This window comes from Mesorhizobium sp. Root552 (genome assembly GCF_001427285.1).
Taxonomy (GTDB): domain Bacteria; phylum Pseudomonadota; class Alphaproteobacteria; order Rhizobiales; family Rhizobiaceae; genus Mesorhizobium.
This window is the reverse complement of record NZ_LMFV01000007.1, coordinates 46,549-63,753: the sequence shown is the minus strand read 5'-3', so window position 1 is coordinate 63,753 and position 17,205 is coordinate 46,549. Positions and strand designations below refer to the sequence as shown.

Below are 17,205 nucleotides of genomic sequence, written 5' to 3'. Positions count from 1 at the left end.
CCTGATAGGCTGAGCGTAAATACCGACGGACGGGGGACGGGACAGTCCGCCGGAAAAGGGAGCCTGGGGCACATGGATTCATTCGAGGTCAACAAGGTCCTGGGCGGGCTGCTCGGCGCCGTTTTCGTCGTTTTTTCGGTTGGTATCGTCTCGGACTCGCTGTTTGCTTCCCATTCTCCGGAAAAGCCGGGCTTCATCATCGAAGCGGCTGAAGCCGCTGCGGGCGGCGAGGCTGCCGGTGCTGCGGATGCGGTCAAGCCGATTGCCGAACTTCTGGCCAGCGCCGACGCTGATGCCGGTGCCGCCGTGTTCAAGAAGTGCCAGGCCTGCCATTCGATCGAAAAGGGCGGCCCCAACAAGGTCGGCCCCGACCTTTGGGCATTGGTGGATCGTCCGGTTGCGGAGCATGAAGGCTTTGCATATTCGGCCGGCATGAAGGAATTTTCCAAGGGCGGTGCCGAGAAGTGGACCTTCGACAACCTCAACCACTTCCTGATTTCGCCGAAGAATTTCGTGAAGGGCACGGCAATGGGCTTTGCCGGCATCAAGAAGGATGATGAGCGGGCCAACCTGATCGCGTACATCCGCACCCAGGCCGACAGCCCCGTTCCGCTTCCCGAAGCTGGCGCAGCGCCTGCTGATGCCGCCGCGCCCGCAGATGGTGCGGCCCCGGCCGAAGGCGCGGCGCCTGCGCCGGCTCAATAACGAAATTGTAATCTCCATCTCCATGAAAAAGCCGGGTTCGACCCGGCTTTTTTGTTGGAAACGGCTTCGATCCGGGAACATTGGCCGTCTTGCCGGTTCCCATCGGTCGCCAATGTTCTAGATTGCAGCTCGGCCAAGTTCCAAAGGGGATAGAATGAGGTTTCACCGATCGGGCATTTGGGCGGCAGCGGCTCTGGCGGCGTCCCTGTTTCCAATGGGCCTCGCCACCAGCCAAGCCGCCGACGAGTGGCGCACGACCTCCTCCCTGATCGGCGAATCCAAATATGGCGAAAACTTCCAGCGCTACGACTACGTGAACCCGGATGCGCCGAAGGGCGGCACGCTGAATTCGACCGTTCTTGGTACTTTCGACAGCTTCAATCCCTACATCGTCCAAGGGTCGGCCGCCGCGGGTTTTGCGCAACTGGGCGGCGGGCTGCTCTACGACACGCTGATGGAGCAGGCGACCGACGAAGGCAGCGTCTCGCACCCCTTGATTGCAGATGCCTACAAATATCCGGACGACTATTCGTCGGCCACCTATAGGCTCGACCCGCGCGCCAGATGGCATGACGGCCAGCCGATCACGGTCGACGATGTTGTCTGGTCCTTCAACGTGCTGAAGGCGCACAGCCCGATGTACAACCGCTATTTCGAGAACGTGACGGAAGCGAAGGCGATTTCCGACCGCGAGGTCGAGTTCACTTTCGACCAGAAGGGCAATCGCGAACTGCCGAAGATCATCGGCGATCTCGCAGTGCTGCCGAAACATTGGTGGGAAGGCACTGACGCCAGCGGCAAGAAGCGCGATATCACCAAGTCGACGCTGGAAATTCCGCTCGGCTCCGCCGCCTACAAGATCAAGAGCTTCAAGCCGGGGTCGGAGATCATCTGGGAGCGGGTGCCGGACTACTGGGCCGCCAAGCTGCCGGTCAAGATCGGGCGCGAGAACTGGGACACGCGCCGCTACACCTATTTCCTTGACGAGAACGCCGAGTGGCTGGCCTTCACCAAAGGTGGCCTGCAGGACATCAACACCGAAAACAGCGGCCGGGACTGGAAGACCAAGTATGATTTCCCGGCGCTGAAGGCGGGCGACGTCATCAAGACGGAATTCAAGGCGATGTCGCGCGCCAACATGCAGGGCTTCGCCATGAACACGCGCCGCCCGCTTTTCCAGGATCGGCGGGTCAGGCAGGCGCTTTCCTATCTCAACGATTTCGACACCATCAACCGCACGCAGTCTTTCGGCCTCAACACCCGCATCACCAGCTATTTCATGGGCAGCGACCTTGCCTCCAGCGGCGTGCCGCAAGGCAAGGAACTGGAGATACTGAACCAGTACAAGGACAAGCTGCCGCCGGAACTTTTCACGCAGGAATGGAAGCTTCCTGCCTTCGACACGCCGCAGGCCGAGCGGAAAATACTCAGGCAAGCGGTCGACCTGCTTGCCTCCGCCGGCTGGGTCATCAAGGGCGGCAAGATGGTGAGCGCTGAAAGCGGAGCGCCATTCCGCTTCGAGATACTGGACTTCAGGCAAGGGGCGGAAGCGACGTTGATGCCCTACGTGACCATGCTGCGGAAAATCGGCATCGACGCATCGCTGAGGTTCGTGGACCAGTCGCAATATGTGAACCGCGTCAACGAGTTCGACTTCGACATGATCACCGCGGCGCTGCCGCAGTCGGATTCGCCCGGCAACGAACAGCGCGACTACTGGAGTTCGAGGGCTGCGGATGCGCCCGGTTCGCGCAATTACTCCGGCATCAAGGACCCGATCGTGGACGCGCTGGTCGATCGGGTCATTTTCGCCAGCGACAGGGACGACCTCATTGCCGCGACGCACGCGCTCGACCGCGTGCTGTTGTGGAATTTCTATGTCGTGCCGCAGTTCACCCGGCCGGACGTCTGGCTGGCCTACTGGAACAAGTTCGGCATTCCCGACAAGCAGCCGACCTACATCGGCCCGGATCTCGATTCGTGGTGGATCGATACCGAGAAGGAAAAGGCGTTGGCCGCCAAGTACAAGAGCGGCAACTGATGGCCGGCTTGCATCGCCGCGGCTTTCTGGGGCTGGGCGCCGCGGCGGCAGTAGCGGCGGTTCTGCCCGGCAAGGCTTTTGCAAACACCCTCACAGGCCAAAAGCTGCACGGCCTGTCCGCTTTCGGCGACTTGAAATATCCCGCCGATTTTTCGCATTTCGACTATGTGAATATCGATGCGCCGAAGGGCGGGACGTTCAATTTCGGCCCGTCGCAATGGCTGTTCAACCAGAACCCCCAGACCTTCAATACGCTGAACAGCTTCGTGTCGAAGGGCGATGCGCCGCCGCGCATGGAAATGTGCTTCGATTCGCTGATGGTCAGCGCGCTGGACGAACCGGATTCGATCTATGGGCAACTGGCGCAAACGGTCACCATCTCGGCGGACCGCAACAGTTTCGATTTTGCCCTGCGCCCCGAGGCGCGCTGGCATGACGGCTCGCCGCTGACCGCCGAGGATGCCGCTTTCACCTACAACCTGCTCAAGGAACAGGGGCACCCGGACCTTTCCCTGCCGCTGAAGGAAATGACGGCGGCCACCGCCGTCGATGCCCGCACCTTGCGGCTGACCTTTTCCGGCAAGCAATCCGAACGCACCATTTTGGACGTTGCGACATTCCCCATCCTGTCCAGGGCCTATTTCGCGACAGCGCCGTTCGACAGTTCGCGCATGAAGGCGCCGCTCGGCTCGGGGCCATACAAGGTGGGTCTTGTGCGACCGGGACAGACCATCGAATTCGAGCGGGTGGTCGATTATTGGGGTCGCGACCTGCCGGTGAACCGGGGACTTTACCACTTCGACAAGCTGCGCATCGAGTTCTACGGCGACCGCCAGGCCGCATTCGAAGCCTTCAAGAAGGGCGACGTCGCGTTCCGGGAGGAAGCGACATCGCGCGTCTGGGCGACCGGCTACGACTTCCCGGCACTCACCGCCGGCAAGGTGGTCAAGCGCGAATTTCCTTCGGAGAAGCGCCCGCTCCTCTACGGGACGGCGATGAACCAGCGTCGCGAGCGGTTTAGCGACGTCAGGGTACGCCGCGCCATCGCATTGTGCTTCGACTTTGGGTGGACCAACAAATCGTTGTTCTACGGTCTCTACGACCGCTCTCAGTCGAATTTCGAGAAGTCGGATTTCAGGGCGACCGGCGTCCCATCCGCAGAGGAAATGGCTCTGCTGGAGCCGCTGCGCGACAAGCTTCCGCCTGAAGTCTTCGGCGAGGTCTACTCCCTGCCTGCTTCCGATGGCAGCGGCCGCGACCGCAAGCTCCTGCGCGAAGCGCAAAACCTGATGAAGCACGCCGGCTGGAACCGGGCCGGCGAGTTTTTCCAGAATGCCGCCGGCGAGACTTTCAAGCTGGAGTTCCTGGCCGATGACGATGGTCTGGTGCGCGTCTATACGCCGTGGGTGGGCAATCTGAAGGCCGTCGGCTTCGACGCCTCGATCCGCCTCGTCGAATCGGCGCAGCATCAGGCGAGGCAGGCCAGCTTCGATTTCGACATGATTGCTATGGCGGTGCTGTTCTCGCCAACGCCGACACGCGAAGGCATGGACGGCATCTTCCATTCGCGCTCGGCAAACCTGTACGGGTCGCGCAATCTTCCAGGCACCGCCGACCCGGCGATCGATGCGCTCGTCGAGGCGATAGATGGCGTCAAGAACCGTGCGCAACTGACAACCGTGCTGCGTTCGCTCGATCGGGTCTTGCGCGCGCGCATGGACTGGATTCCAAGTTGGTATTCGGCGAATCACCGCGTCGCGTTCTGGGATATGTTCGGGTTCAAGGAACCGAAGCCGGATTACGGATTTGCGATGGAAGCGCTGTGGTGGTTCGATCAAGACAAGGCGGCGAAGATTGGTAAGGGGTGAAATTGCAACGAAGCGCTGGCCCCCAAGAGCGACCGTGAGAGCCACCTGATGGGTGCCTATATCCTGCGCCGCGTGCTTTTGATGATACCGACCCTGCTCGGCATCATGGCCATTTCCTTCGCGGTCATCCAGTTTGCGCCCGGCGGGCCAGTCGAGCAGGTCATCGCCAAGCTGACCGGGCAGGGCGGTGACGCCAGCGATCGCATCGGCGGCGGTGGCGGCGGCGATATCGCGGGCGGAAACCTCGATGTCGGCAGCGACGTCGGTTCGAAATACCGGGGCGCGCAGGGCCTCGACCCGGAGTTCATCGCCAAGCTGGAAAAGCAATTCGGCTTCGACAAGCCGCCGCTGGAACGCTTCGGCAAGATGCTGTGGGACTATGCCCGTTTCGACTTCGGCGACAGCTACTTCCGCGACATTTCGGTGGTGGACCTGATCCTGGAAAAGATGCCGGTGTCGATCTCGCTTGGATTGTGGATCACCTTGATTTCGTACCTGATTTCCATCCCGCTCGGCATCAGGAAGGCGGTCAAGGACGGTTCGGCCTTCGATGTATGGACCAGCGGCATCGTCATTGTCGGCTATGCCATTCCGGGCTTCCTCTTCGCCATCCTGTTGATGATCCTGTTTGCCGGCGGCTCGTTCTATGACTGGTTCCCGCTGCGTGGGCTGACTTCCGACAATTGGGAGCAGCTGTCGTGGCCGGCGCGCATCCTCGACTATTTCTGGCATCTGGCGCTGCCACTGACGGCGATGGTGCTGTCGGCCTTCGCCACCACCACCTTGCTGACCAAGAATTCCTTCCTCGACGAGATCCGCAAACAGTATGTGGTGACGGCACGCGCCAAGGGCCTCTCAGAGCGGCAGGTGCTTTACGGCCACGTGTTCCGCAACGCCATGCTGATCGTCATCGCAGGCTTTCCGGGTGCGTTCATCTCGGCCTTCTTCACTGGTTCGCTTCTGATCGAGAACATCTTTTCGCTGGATGGGCTCGGCCTGCTCGGTTTCCGCTCGGTGGTTGAGCGCGACTACCCGGTGGTGTTCGCCAATCTCTATATCTTCTCGCTCATCGGCCTCGTCATCAGCCTGATCTCCGACCTCACCTATACGTGGATCGATCCGCGTATCGACTTCGAGCGGAGAGACGTATGACGGTCGATACCGGAACTGCGGATTCGACGGTGGTGGAAGTGGTCCGCGGCAAGCGTCCGTGGATTTCGCCGCTCAACCAGCGCCGCTGGGCAAACTTCAAGGCGAACCGGCGCGGCTACTGGTCGCTCTGGATATTCCTCCTCCTGTTCGTGCTGTCGCTGTTTGCGGAATTCATCGCCAACGACAAGCCGGTCCTCGCCTCCTACAAGGGCGAGATCCTGTTCCCGGTGCTGGTTGACTATCCGGAAGAAAAGTTCGGCGGCTTCTACGCCGTCACCGACTACCGCGATCCGGTCATCCAGGACGAGATCAACGCCAATGGCTGGATGATCTGGCCGCCGATCCGCTATTCCTATCGCACCGTCAACAACTTCGTTCCCGAGGCGGCGCCTGCCAAGCCGTCATGGCAGTATGACGCCAAGACGCGCTGCAACCAGCTCCCACAAGGCGAGGCCGATCCGAACTGCATTGTCGGCAACTGGAACTGGCTCGGCACCGACGACCAGGCCCGCGACGTGCTGGCGCGCGCCATCTATGGCTTTCGCATATCGGTGCTGTTCGGCCTGATCCTGACTATCGGCTCGGCGATCATCGGCGTGTCGGCAGGGGCGGTGCAGGGCTATTTCGGTGGCTGGACCGACCTGATCTTCCAGCGCTTCATCGAAATCTGGTCGGCGATTCCGGTGCTTTACCTGCTGCTCATCGTTGCGGCGATATTGCCGCCCGGCTTCTTCATCCTTCTCGGCCTGATGCTTCTGTTTTCATGGGTCGCCTTCGTCGGCGTCGTCCGGGCCGAGTTCCTGCGCGCCCGCAATTTCGAATACGTCAACGCTGCGCGTGCGTTGGGCGTGCCCAACCGCACCATCATGTTCCGCCATCTCCTGCCCAACGCCATGGTGGCGACGCTGACTTTCCTGCCCTTCATCCTCAACGGCTCGATCTCGACGCTGACCTCGCTCGACTTCCTCGGCTTCGGCCTGCCGCCTGGCTCGGCCTCGCTTGGCGAACTTTTGAAGCAGGGCCAGCGTAACCTCAACGCGCCTTGGCTGGGCATCACCGGCTTTGCCACGCTCTCGATCATGCTGTCGCTGCTGATTTTCGTCGGTGAAGCGACCCGCGACGCCTTCGATCCGCGAAAGACGTTCAGATGAGCGCGCCGCTTCTGTCCGTCCGCGACCTTTCGGTTGCTTTTTTGCAAGGCGGCAACACGTCGCTTGCCGTCGATCATGTGTCCTTCGACATCGCCAAGGGCGAGACCGTGGCGTTGGTCGGTGAATCCGGTTCGGGTAAATCGGTTTCGGCGCTATCGGTGCTGAAGCTCTTGCCCTATCCGGCGGCCAGCCATCCATCCGGCCAGATTCTGTTCGACGGCAACGACCTCTTGGCGCTGGACGAAAAGGCGTTGCGGAAGGTGCGCGGCAACAAGATCACCATGATCTTCCAGGAGCCGATGACATCGCTCAATCCGCTGCACACGATCGAGCAGCAGATCGTCGAAGTGCTGGAACTGCACCGGGGCATGGGCGAGCGCGAGGCACGGCAACGCACGCTCGATCTTTTGAAGGAAGTCGGCATCCGCGACCCCGAAAAGCGCCTGTCCGCCTATCCGCACCAGCTATCGGGTGGCCAGCGCCAGCGCGTGATGATCGCTATGGCGCTCGCCAACGAGCCCGAGCTTTTGATCGCGGACGAGCCGACGACGGCGCTCGACGTCACCGTGCAGGCGCAGATCCTCGAATTGCTGGCAAAGCTCAAGCAAAAGAACGGCATGTCGATGCTGTTCATCACCCATGATCTGGGCATCGTGCGCAAGATCGCCGACCGCGTCTGCGTGATGACCAAGGGCAAGATCGTCGAGACCGGTCCGACCGCCGAGATATTCGATAACCCCCAGCACGCCTATACGCGCCACCTGCTCGCCGCCGAGCCGAAGGGTAAACCGCCGGCGGCGAACGACGCCGCCAGGCCGGTCATGGCGGGCGATGACGTCAAGGTCTGGTTTCCCATCAAGCAGGGCTTTTTCCGCAAGACGGTTGACCATGTCAGGGCGGTTGACGGGATCGACATCACGGTGCGCGAAGGCCAAACGGTCGGCGTCGTTGGTGAATCCGGTTCCGGCAAGACCACGCTCGGCCTTGCGCTGGCGCGCATGATCTCGTCCAAGGGTGCGATCCGGTTCGATGGCCGCGACATCAACAAGCTGTCGTTCAACGATATGCGCCCGTTGCGCCATGAATTGCAGATCGTGTTCCAGGACCCCTATGGTTCGCTGAGCCCGCGCATGTCGGTGTCGGAAATCATCGAAGAGGGTCTGAAGATACACGAGCCGAAGCTGTCGCCAGAGGCGCGCGATGAGCGCGTTGTCGCCGTGCTTGGCGAGGTCGGGCTCGATCCGGCCACCCGCTTCCGCTATCCGCACGAATTCTCCGGCGGCCAACGCCAGCGCATCGCCATTGCCCGCGCCATGGTGCTGAAGCCGCGTTTCGTGATGCTGGATGAGCCGACCTCGGCGCTCGACATGAGCGTGCAGGCACAGGTCGTCGACCTTTTGCGCAACCTGCAGGCCAAGCACAATCTGGCCTACCTGTTCATCAGCCACGACCTGAAAGTGGTCCGCGCGCTGGCCAACCATGTCATCGTCATGCGCAATGGCAGGATTGTCGAAGCGGGGCCCTCCGAGCAGATATTCGGCAATCCGCAAACCGATTATACGAAAGCGCTGATGTCGGCTGCTTTCAGGATCGAAACCGCGCCGGTCGGCGTTGTGAGCGAGTAGAACCAGGGGGCACGAAATGCCGACACTCGACAAGGGCCGTGTTCTGCTCGCCGTTACCGGGTTTCATCCGCAACGCTGGCGTGAGCTTCTATCGACCGAGCGCGAGGTGGTGCTGGAGCCCAATGGGCCTGCCGACCCGTCGATCGACTATGCGGTTGTGTGGAAACAGAAGCCCAATCTCTTGACCAAGCTGCCGAACCTGCGCGCGATCTTTTCCATCGGCGCAGGCGTCGATCACATCATGGCCGACAAGACCGTGCCGGACGTTCCGATCGTCAAGGTGGTGGCTGACAATCTGACCCAGCACATGGTCGAGTTCGTCGTCTGGCGGGTACTCGACCACCATCGCCAGGCGATGCTCTACGAAGGCCAGCAGAAGAAGAAAGTCTGGCATGAGCCGCCGCAGCGGACTGCCAACGACATTTCAGTCGGCATCATGGGGCTTGGCAGTCTGGGCCGCGCTGCTGCACTTGCGCTGTCTTCGCTGGGCTTTCGGGTCAATGGCTGGTCACGCCGGGAACAACAGGTTGCAGGGGTTTCGACCTTCAGCGGCAACAACGGCCTCGTCCCGTTCCTCAACGCCACGGATATACTTGTGGTGCTGCTGCCGTTGACGCCGGCGACGCAGGGCATCGTCAACTACGGCCTGCTCAAGGAATTGCGCCGGCGCAACGGCCTTGGCGGCGCGGTGCTGATCAATGCCGGGCGCGGACGGCTGCAAAAGGATGCCGACATTGTCCGCGCGCTGGACGATGGCATATTGAAGGAGGCAAGCCTCGACGTTTTCGAGGTGGAGCCGCTGCCCAAAACCAGCCCGATCTGGAATCATCCCAGGATATTCGTCACGCCGCATGCAGCAGCGACATCGGATCCCAATCATCTGGTGCCGATCATGTTGCGGCAGATGGCGGCTTTCGAGCGCGGCGAGCCGCTGGACAACGTTGTCGACCGCAGCGCGGGCTATTGAGCGGGCAGGGTTTGGATAGCGCCAGCGCATTTGCGCCGCGATAGCGAGCGGTTCATCGCGTTGATCTCGCCGCTAGCCTTTTCCACGTCGCGGCGGCGGTTTGAGCGTATATCAGGCGTTATCGGCCCCAGGCCCATCGCGGATTTGGCGAAAACCGGCTTGGCGTTGATGGAAAGATTGTAGCGCCGGGCAAGCTGGTCCCGCTCGGCCAAAAGCGTGGCGCAGTCGACACTGTCATATGGCAGAGCCGAGGCGACATTGCGGTCCTGATCCGCGACCAGTGAATTGGCGCAGCCGGTAACGGTCAGGCAAAGAACGGACGCCGCTAAAGCCGATTTCAACGTGGATCTCCGCAGGTTTTGTGCACCGGCGCTGAGTGGGGCAGGATTTTGGCTTTGTCGGGGCAATTGCCAGAATCTGAACAGGGGAACCCGTCTCAATCCACTCGACAAGTCCTGTTCGTGCCTTTAGGCAAACGGCGAAATCTCCATCAATCGTGAAAGGCCAGCCATGAGCGGAAAAACCCTGATCGCACCGTCGGTGCTGTCGTCCGACTTTTCCAAACTGGGCGACGAGGTCGAGGCCGTGGTTGCCGCCGGCGCTGACTGGGTGCACCTCGACGTGATGGATGGCCACCTCGTTCCCAATATCACGTTCGGCCCGCCGGTCATCAAGGCGATCCGCAACCGCACCAAGGCCTATTTCGACTGCCACCTGATGATTGCACCGGTCGATCCCTATCTGGCCGCCTTTGCGGAAGCCGGTTGCGATGGCATCACCGTCCATGCGGAAGCTGGCCCCCACCTCGACCGCTCGCTGCAGACCATCCGCAATCTTGGCAAGAGGGCGGGCGTTTCGCTCAATCCGGCCACGCCGGAAAGCGCGATTGAATATGTGCTCGACCGGCTCGACCTGATCCTGATCATGACGGTCAATCCGGGTTTCGGTGGACAGGCCTTCATCCCGGCGATGATCGATAAGGTGAAGCGCGTGAAGGCGATGATCGGAGGCAGGCCGATCCATATCGAGATCGACGGCGGCGTGACGGCGGAGACCGCGCCGCTGGTGACCGCTGCCGGTGCTGACGTTCTGGTGGCCGGTGCTGCCGTGTTCAAGGGTGACGGCTTCGAAGCCTATCGCAAGAACATTGCCGCGATCCGCTCCGCGGCTGACGGCGCAGCCCGCTAACGAAGGGCTGCGCTGCGGATCAGGCCTTGGCGAAAACCTTGCTGCCGTTGATCCATACGCTTTCGACGGCCAGTCTTTCCGAAAGCGCGACGATATTGGCTGCCTGGCCCTTGGTAAGGCGGCCGATGCGGTGTGATTGCTCGACAGCTTCGGCAGGGTAGGTCGATGCCATGCGAAGCGCCTCTGCCAGTTCAAGCCCGATGACCTCGTGCATGAAGCGGACTGCCGAGATCATGTCGAGATCGGCGCCGGCAAGCGTTCCGTCGGCAAGGCGCAGGCTGCCATCCTTGCGGTAGATGGTGCGGCCGTTGAGCGTGAATGACGTCATGTCGGTGCCGATGGTCGCCATCGCATCGGTGACGAGGAAAATGTGGCGCGGCCCGGTTTTGGCGCGAAGCGCGATGCCGATGGTGGCCGGGTCGACGTGGATGCCGTCGGCAATCAGGCCGGCGGACAGGCTGCCGGTATCGATGGCGGCACCGGCAAGGCCCGGCTCGCGGTTGCCGATCTGGCTCATCGCGTTGAAAAGGTGGGTGACGACCGAAGCGCCTGCATGTGCATAGGCGCGCGCCGTAGCGAAGCCGGCATCGGAATGGCCGAGGCTGACGACGATGCCGGCTTGTGCCAGCTTGCCGACCTGATCCGCCGTCACCGATTCAGGCGCAATGGTGGTGAGAAGCACCGGCAGACCATCCTTGGCGGCAATCAGGGCGGACTGATCCTTTTCCGTCATCGGGCGGATGAGCTTGGGGTCGTGTGCGCCCTTGCGCGCCAGCGACAAATGCGGGCCTTCCAGATGCAGGCCGAGGAAACCGGGTATCTTTTCTTCTGCGGCGGCCCTGCCAGCCGCGGCGGCGGCGGCGGTGATTTCGGGCGTATCGGTGATGAGGGTCGGCAACAGCGCGGTTGTTCCGAACGGCGCATGCGCCGCGCAGATCGTCCTGATCGAGGCGACGTCGGGATGGTCGTTCAGCATCACGCCGCCGCCGCCATTGACCTGGAGGTCGATGAAGCCGGGCGCGAGGATCGCGCGTTTGTCCTCGACCACGCTCATATCGGCGGGCAACGAGCTTCGCGGGACGATCGCTTCGATGATGCCGTTTGCGACGACCAGTGCTGCATCTTCATGCCAGGCGTCGCCGTCGAAGATTCTCGTAGCTGAAAGTGCGAAGCGGCCGTTCATACGGTTTCGGTCACCTTGTGCAGATTGGGCGGCGCATCGGGGTTGAGGCCGCGATGGCGGGCGAAAGCCTCGACGAAGGCGTAGAAGGAAACGATCAGCGCCAGAGGCTCGGTCAACGGATGGCCGGTGGCGACGTGCGGAAGCTGTTGGGCCCGCTTCACAAGGGTGGTTGTGGCGAAGGCCGACGCTTCCTTTGCCGCCAGAGCATCTGCGGTGTCGGCGACGGATTTTTCGGCGGCATCGCGCGAGGCGAGCGACAGGACCGGGAATTTCGGCCCGACCAGTGCAAGCGGGCCGTGCATCACCTCGGCGGTGCTGTAGGCTTCCGCGTGCATGGCGCAGGTTTCCTTGAATTTAAGCGCCGCTTCGCTGGCGATGGCGAAGGACGGCCCCCTGCCAAGGATGAACAAAGACCGCTGGCCTTCAAGCGCTCCGGCAAGCGCCATCCAGTCGCAGGCGATTGCCTTTTCGAGATGGGCGGGCAATTCCCGCAAGGCGACAAGCAGGCCCTCGTCATTCGTGCAGTGCGCCATCAGCGCAAGGCCTGCAACCGCCGAGTTCACGAAGGTCTTGGTGGCGGCGACGCTGCGCTCCGGCCCGGCGAGGATATCGATGGAATAGGTGCAGGTGCGTGCCAGCGGCGAGTCCGCTGTGTTGGTCAGCGCAACTGTCAGCGACCCACGCTGTTTTGCGCTTTCGGCCATGGCGACGATGTCGGGGCTTTTGCCGGATTGCGAGACGGCGACGCAGGCAGAACCGTTCAGCCTTAGCTTGGCGCCGTAGATGGAGGCCACCGAGGGGCCTATGGAAGCCACGGCCAGACCGGCGGTGAGCTCGATGGCGTATTTCAGGAAGGTCGCGGCGTGGTCGGACGAGCCGCGCGCGACGGTAACGATGAAGTTGGGGTCAAGTTCGCGTATGCCGCGCCCTGCCTCGATGAACGCGGGTGCCGAGCCGTCGAGCAGGCGCGCGACCGCCTGCGGAATCTCCTCGATCTCGCGGCGCATATGCGTTTTGGTTGCCGTCACGAACGGTCTCCTGTCTCTTCGCCGGGCCCGCTTAGCCGCAACTCCGCGACAAAGTCATAGGCATCGCCGCGATAGATCGAGCGGGTAAATTCCACCACCTTGCCGCTTGCCAGATAGGAGATGCGCTCGATGTGCAGGCCCGCCACGCCGGGTTGCACGGCCAGCAGCCTTGCATCTGTTTCGTTGAGGTTGGCCGCCGAAATCCGCTGCACCGCCCTGACCGGCCGGTTGCCGGTTTTTCCAAGCGTGGCGTAGAGCGAGAACTCGATTGCCGAAGGATCGGGCAGGATCGAGGACGACAGCGAGGCCCGCTCGATGGCAAGCGGCGTATCGTCGGCGATGCGCAGGCGCGCTATGCGCGAAACCAGTTCCTTCGACGACAGGCCAAGCGCCATGATCTCTTCCGGCGAGGGCGTGAACACGCCACGGTCGAGCCACGCCGAACGCACGGCCATGCCCCGGCGCGCCATGTCTTCGGTAAAGGAGGTCAGCCGCGACAGCGATTGCTCGACGCGCTCGACGCGCGGCGCGACGAAGGTACCCGAACCGTGGCGCTGGACGAGAAGGCCGCCCTTGACCAGATCCTGCACCGCCTTGCGCACGGTGACGCGCGAAATGTCGGCCTTGGTGGCGATATCGCGTTCGGACGGCAGGGCGTCTCCGGGGCCGATCAGCCCGGTCTTGACCGCGTCTTCGATGCTCTTGCGAAGCTGGAGGTAGAGCGGCAGGCCGCTCTGGCCTGCCTGCTTCAGCCCGCCGAAAATCTGGTCGGAGACGTCAGCCATTCGCCGCCTCCGTCGAGGATGCGAACAGGCGGGCAGCCATGCGCACGGCGCCGCCCAGCGCATCGTCGCGCGGTGGCCGCAGCAGTGCCTGATACCTGGCCGACAGCCGGGGCGCATAAAGGCCGGCCAATCCGCCGAGCAGGCACAGCGCGTCGCCGGCCGCAAGGCCGAGGACCGCGAGCGAGGCTTCGACATCGGCCACTGCCTTGTCGACGATCCAGATGGCGACGACGTCGCCCTTGGCGGCGTGCTCGAACACCTTCGGCGCGAAGCCGCCGAAGTCGCCGGGCTTGGCATTGGTCGTGAACTCGACGACGTCTTGCGGATCGCCCCGAAAAACGGCGAGCATCTCGCGCGTCAGGGGCGAAGCCTCGCGAATGCCGTCATGGGCCAGAAGGGCCTGCTCCAGGAGATCGCGCCCGATGCGCGCGCCGCTGCCCTGGTCGCCGACCTGGAAGCCCCAGCCGCCGATGGCACGCGATATGCCGGCCTTGCGCGCCATATAGGCCGAGCCGGTTCCAAGCACGGCGATAGCCCCATCACTGTCGCCGATCGCGCCTTCGAGCGCAATTTCCGCGTCTGTCTCGACGCGGCTTTGCCTGAACGGCAGGATTGCCTGCAATTGCTGGCGATAGGTGCCGACATTCGCGCCTGCCAGCCCGAGCACGGCGGGTGTTTTGGAAATGAGGTCGGCATCTTTGCCGGCATCGAGGAAGGCCAGCCTGGCCGCATCGACAATATGCGTGCGCGCGCCCGTCAGGTCGGTGCGGATATTGGCTGCGCCGCTCTTGGCGCGACCGATGACCACGCCATCCGTCGTCGCCAGGGCTGCCCTGCAGCTGGTGCCGCCGCCGTCAATGCCGAGCACGAAATCCACGATGATGCCTCCACTGGCTGGATGATACCAATAAAATACCAATAGCCAAGTCTTAATTTCTGTTTCGAAAAGATTAAGGCGTATTTTATTGAAAAATATTGGTTTTCTGCCCTGCTGCACGTTTTAGGTGAGAGAAATCGTTAATGCGTGTGGACAAGTGGTATTTTTTTGGTATTGTTTTGTCATTGGAGGAAAAGGGATGGCGGAAATGCGCACGGAAGCGCTGCACCGGAGTGCCGAGGGGCTGGATATCCAGCCGCCGCATGTCGTGCTTTCTGCCCTGGCCGATGCCCAGATCGAAGCGGCTGCCGCGGTAAAGAAGGCCATTCCCAACATTGCCGTCGCCGCGCGCCTGATGGCCGACAGGTTGGAAGGTGGCGGCCGGTTGATCTACGCCGCCGCGGGCAGTTCGGGCTTGATGGCGCTCGCGGATGCACTGGAACTTCCCGGAACTTTCGGCATTGCACGCGACCGCATCGCGATCCTGATCGCGGGCGGCGATGAGGCACTCCATAATCTTGCGGGCGGACCCGAAGACGACACCAGCGAAGCTGAGCAAGCCGTCGCAGATGCCGGCGTCGGTTCTGCGGATTGCGTTATTGCCATCTCTGCAAGCGGATCGACGCCCTATGCGGTGCGTGCGCTCGAGGTCGCGAAGGCTAAGGGCGCGTCGACGATCGCGATCGCCAACAACGGGAACGCGCCCTTGTTCGACAAGGCCGACGTTGCCGTCCTCATCGAAACGCCGCCGGAAGTGATTGCCGGCTCGACCCGCATGGGCGCCGGCACGGCGCAGAAGATCGCGCTCAACATGATGTCGACGCTGGCTGCCATACATCTCGGCCACGTCCATGACGGCTACATGATCAACCTGACCGCCGACAACAAGAAGCTGCGCGACCGCGCCAGCCGCATCGTCACGGCGATTACCGGCCGCGGCAAGGACGAGGCAGAGGTGCTTCTGGAGCGCTGCGGCGGACAGGTGAAGACGGCAATCCTGCTTGCGGCGGGTGCCGCCAGCGCGGAAGCGGCACGCAGACTATTGGACGGGACGGGCCAGAAATTGCGGCCCGCCCTTTCCGCAATTGAGGGGAGCAAGGGTCAGGCGACCTCCGATCTCATCAAAAACCGAACCTGACAAAGGTCAACAGGGAGACTGAGCATGAATACGAAACTCTTGACGGCAATTCTTCTTGGATCGAGCGTTCTCTGCTCCGCCGGGGCCGCATTCGCACAAGACGCGACGCTGACCATTGAAAGCTGGCGCAACGACGACCTCGCCATCTGGCAGGACAAGTTGATCCCGGCCTTCGAAGCCAAGAACCCCGGCATCAAGGTGGTGTTCTCGCCATCCGCGCCAACCGAATACAACGCTGCCCTGAACGCCAAGCTCGATGCAGGCTCTGCCGGCGACATCATCACCTGCCGGCCGTTCGACGCCTCGCTCGATCTCTACACCAAGGGCAAGCTCGCCGATCTTACCAGCCTGGCCGGCATGGAGAACTTCTCAGACGTCGCCAAGTCGGCCTGGACCACCGACGATGGCAAGGCCACCTTCTGCGTGCCGATGGCATCCGTCATCCATGGCTTCATCTACAACAAGGATGCCTTCGACAAGCTGGGCATCACGCCGCCGGCGACCGAGGAAGAGTTCTTTGCCGCCCTCGACAAGATCAAGGCCGACGGCACCTATATCCCGATGGCGATGGGCACCAAGGACCTGTGGGAAGCAGCCACCATGGGCTACCAGAATATCGGCCCGAACTACTGGCAGGGCGAGGAAGGCCGCCTTGCGCTGCTCAAGGGCGAGCAGAAGCTGACCGACGCGCAGTGGGTCGAGCCCTATGCGACGCTTGCCAAGTGGAAGCCTTATCTTGGTGACGGTTTCGAAGCCCAGACCTATCCGGACAGCCAGAACCTGTTCACGCTGGGCCGCGCGGCGATCTATCCGGCCGGTTCGTGGGAAATCTCGGTCTTCAACACCCAGGCACAGTTCAAGATGGGTGCGTTCCCGCCGCCGGTCAGGAAGGCAGGCGACACCTGCTACATTTCCGACCACACCGATATCGGCATCGGCCTCAACGCCGCATCGAAGAACCCGGATGCAGCCAAGACCTTCCTGTCCTGGGTCGCGTCGCCTGAGTTCGCGGAAATCTACGCCAACGCGCTGCCGGGCTTCTTCAGCCTGAACTCAACACCGGTGAAGATGGCCGATCCGCTTGCCCAGGAATTCGTATCCTGGCGCGACAAGTGCAAGTCGACGATCCGCTCGACCTACCAGATCCTGTCGCGCGGCACGCCGAACCTCGAGAACGAGACCTGGGTTGAATCGGCCAACGTCATCAACGGCACGGATACGCCGGAAGTTGCCGCCAAGAAGCTGCAGGACGGCCTCGACAGCTGGTACAAGCCGGCGAAGTAACTCGACCTCATGGAACCGGCCGGGAGCGTTATCCCGGCCGGACCAAATCCCGATTGCATGCGCCTGCCATGATCCTTACCCTCCACGCTGGTGGGGTCAGATAGCGCGCGCAGCAACGTCGTCCGCCTCGACGGTGACAAGGCGTTCTAAGCATCCCCTGAACTGGACCGCGATTGATGCACGTCTCCCGAAAGCGGGAACCGGTTTCGGGAC

15 protein-coding genes are annotated in these 17,205 nt (G+C 62.2%); 10 read left to right on the top strand and 5 right to left on the bottom strand.

Features of this window, described 5'->3' with window-relative positions:
• Window positions 1-72: 72 nt before the first annotated feature.
• The 7 genes from ASD50_RS04325 (at window position 73) to ASD50_RS04295 (ending at window position 9,509) form a co-directional block, all read left to right on the top strand.
• The gene (locus ASD50_RS04325) at window positions 73-705 is read left to right on the top strand and encodes a c-type cytochrome (protein ID WP_056236611.1); all 633 of its coding nucleotides are present in this window, start codon (window positions 73-75) and stop codon (window positions 703-705) included.
• 154 nt (window positions 706-859) lie between these two features.
• On the top strand, window positions 860-2,746 hold the full coding sequence (locus ASD50_RS04320) for an extracellular solute-binding protein (protein WP_056236609.1): 1,887 nt from the start codon (window positions 860-862) through the stop codon (window positions 2,744-2,746).
• On the top strand, window positions 2,746-4,614 hold the full coding sequence (locus ASD50_RS04315) for an extracellular solute-binding protein (protein ID WP_056236606.1): 1,869 nt from the start codon (window positions 2,746-2,748) through the stop codon (window positions 4,612-4,614). Before ASD50_RS04320 ends, ASD50_RS04315 begins: the two co-directional genes overlap by 1 nt.
• 48 nt (window positions 4,615-4,662) lie before the next feature.
• A complete protein-coding gene (locus ASD50_RS04310; protein WP_056236604.1) occupies window positions 4,663-5,766 on the top strand; it encodes a microcin C ABC transporter permease YejB in 1,104 nt (367 codons plus the stop codon).
• A complete protein-coding gene (locus ASD50_RS04305) occupies window positions 5,763-6,917 on the top strand; it encodes an ABC transporter permease (RefSeq protein WP_056236602.1) in 1,155 nt (384 codons plus the stop codon). The genes ASD50_RS04310 and ASD50_RS04305 overlap by 4 nt, the downstream gene beginning before the upstream one ends.
• On the top strand, window positions 6,914-8,542 hold the full coding sequence (locus ASD50_RS04300) for an ABC transporter ATP-binding protein (protein ID WP_056236600.1): 1,629 nt from the start codon (window positions 6,914-6,916) through the stop codon (window positions 8,540-8,542). Before ASD50_RS04305 ends, ASD50_RS04300 begins: the two co-directional genes overlap by 4 nt.
• Window positions 8,543-8,558: 16 nt before the next feature.
• Complete coding sequence (locus tag ASD50_RS04295) at window positions 8,559-9,509, top strand: 2-hydroxyacid dehydrogenase (protein ID WP_056236598.1); 951 nt, start codon at window positions 8,559-8,561, stop codon at window positions 9,507-9,509.
• On the opposite strand, the gene ASD50_RS04290 is transcribed toward ASD50_RS04295, so the two are convergent.
• Entirely contained in the window at window positions 9,503-9,850 is a 348-nt protein-coding gene (locus ASD50_RS04290) for a hypothetical protein (RefSeq protein WP_056236596.1), read from the bottom strand. The genes ASD50_RS04295 and ASD50_RS04290 overlap by 7 nt on opposite strands.
• A gap of 169 nt (window positions 9,851-10,019) precedes the next feature.
• On the opposite strand from ASD50_RS04290, the gene rpe reads away from it, so the two are divergent.
• Complete coding sequence (gene rpe, locus ASD50_RS04285) at window positions 10,020-10,697, top strand: ribulose-phosphate 3-epimerase (protein WP_056236593.1); 678 nt, start codon at window positions 10,020-10,022, stop codon at window positions 10,695-10,697.
• 19 nt (window positions 10,698-10,716) lie between these two features.
• On the opposite strand, the gene nagA is transcribed toward rpe, so the two are convergent.
• The 4 genes from nagA to ASD50_RS04265 are packed head-to-tail and all read right to left on the bottom strand — an operon-like array spanning window position 10,717 to window position 14,570.
• Entirely contained in the window at window positions 10,717-11,880 is a 1,164-nt protein-coding gene (nagA, locus tag ASD50_RS04280; protein WP_056236591.1) for an N-acetylglucosamine-6-phosphate deacetylase, read from the bottom strand.
• Window positions 11,877-12,887, bottom strand: coding sequence for an SIS domain-containing protein (locus ASD50_RS04275; protein ID WP_156464936.1), 1,011 nt, complete (start codon window positions 12,885-12,887; stop codon window positions 11,877-11,879). The genes nagA and ASD50_RS04275 overlap by 4 nt, the downstream gene beginning before the upstream one ends.
• A gap of 17 nt (window positions 12,888-12,904) precedes the next feature.
• Window positions 12,905-13,693 (bottom strand): GntR family transcriptional regulator, encoded by a 789-nt coding sequence (locus tag ASD50_RS04270; RefSeq protein WP_056236587.1) that lies wholly within the window; start codon window positions 13,691-13,693, stop codon window positions 12,905-12,907.
• The gene (locus ASD50_RS04265) at window positions 13,686-14,570 is read right to left on the bottom strand and encodes an N-acetylglucosamine kinase (protein WP_056236705.1); all 885 of its coding nucleotides are present in this window, start codon (window positions 14,568-14,570) and stop codon (window positions 13,686-13,688) included. Before ASD50_RS04265 ends, ASD50_RS04270 begins: the two co-directional genes overlap by 8 nt.
• 199 nt (window positions 14,571-14,769) lie before the next feature.
• Between ASD50_RS04265 and ASD50_RS04260 the strand changes: the two genes are divergently transcribed.
• Window positions 14,770-15,708 (top strand): N-acetylmuramic acid 6-phosphate etherase, encoded by a 939-nt coding sequence (locus tag ASD50_RS04260; protein WP_056236586.1) that lies wholly within the window; start codon window positions 14,770-14,772, stop codon window positions 15,706-15,708.
• A 24-nt stretch (window positions 15,709-15,732) separates the two neighbouring features.
• The gene (locus ASD50_RS04255) at window positions 15,733-16,992 is read left to right on the top strand and encodes an ABC transporter substrate-binding protein (protein ID WP_056236584.1); all 1,260 of its coding nucleotides are present in this window, start codon (window positions 15,733-15,735) and stop codon (window positions 16,990-16,992) included.
• Window positions 16,993-17,205 lie beyond the last annotated feature (213 nt).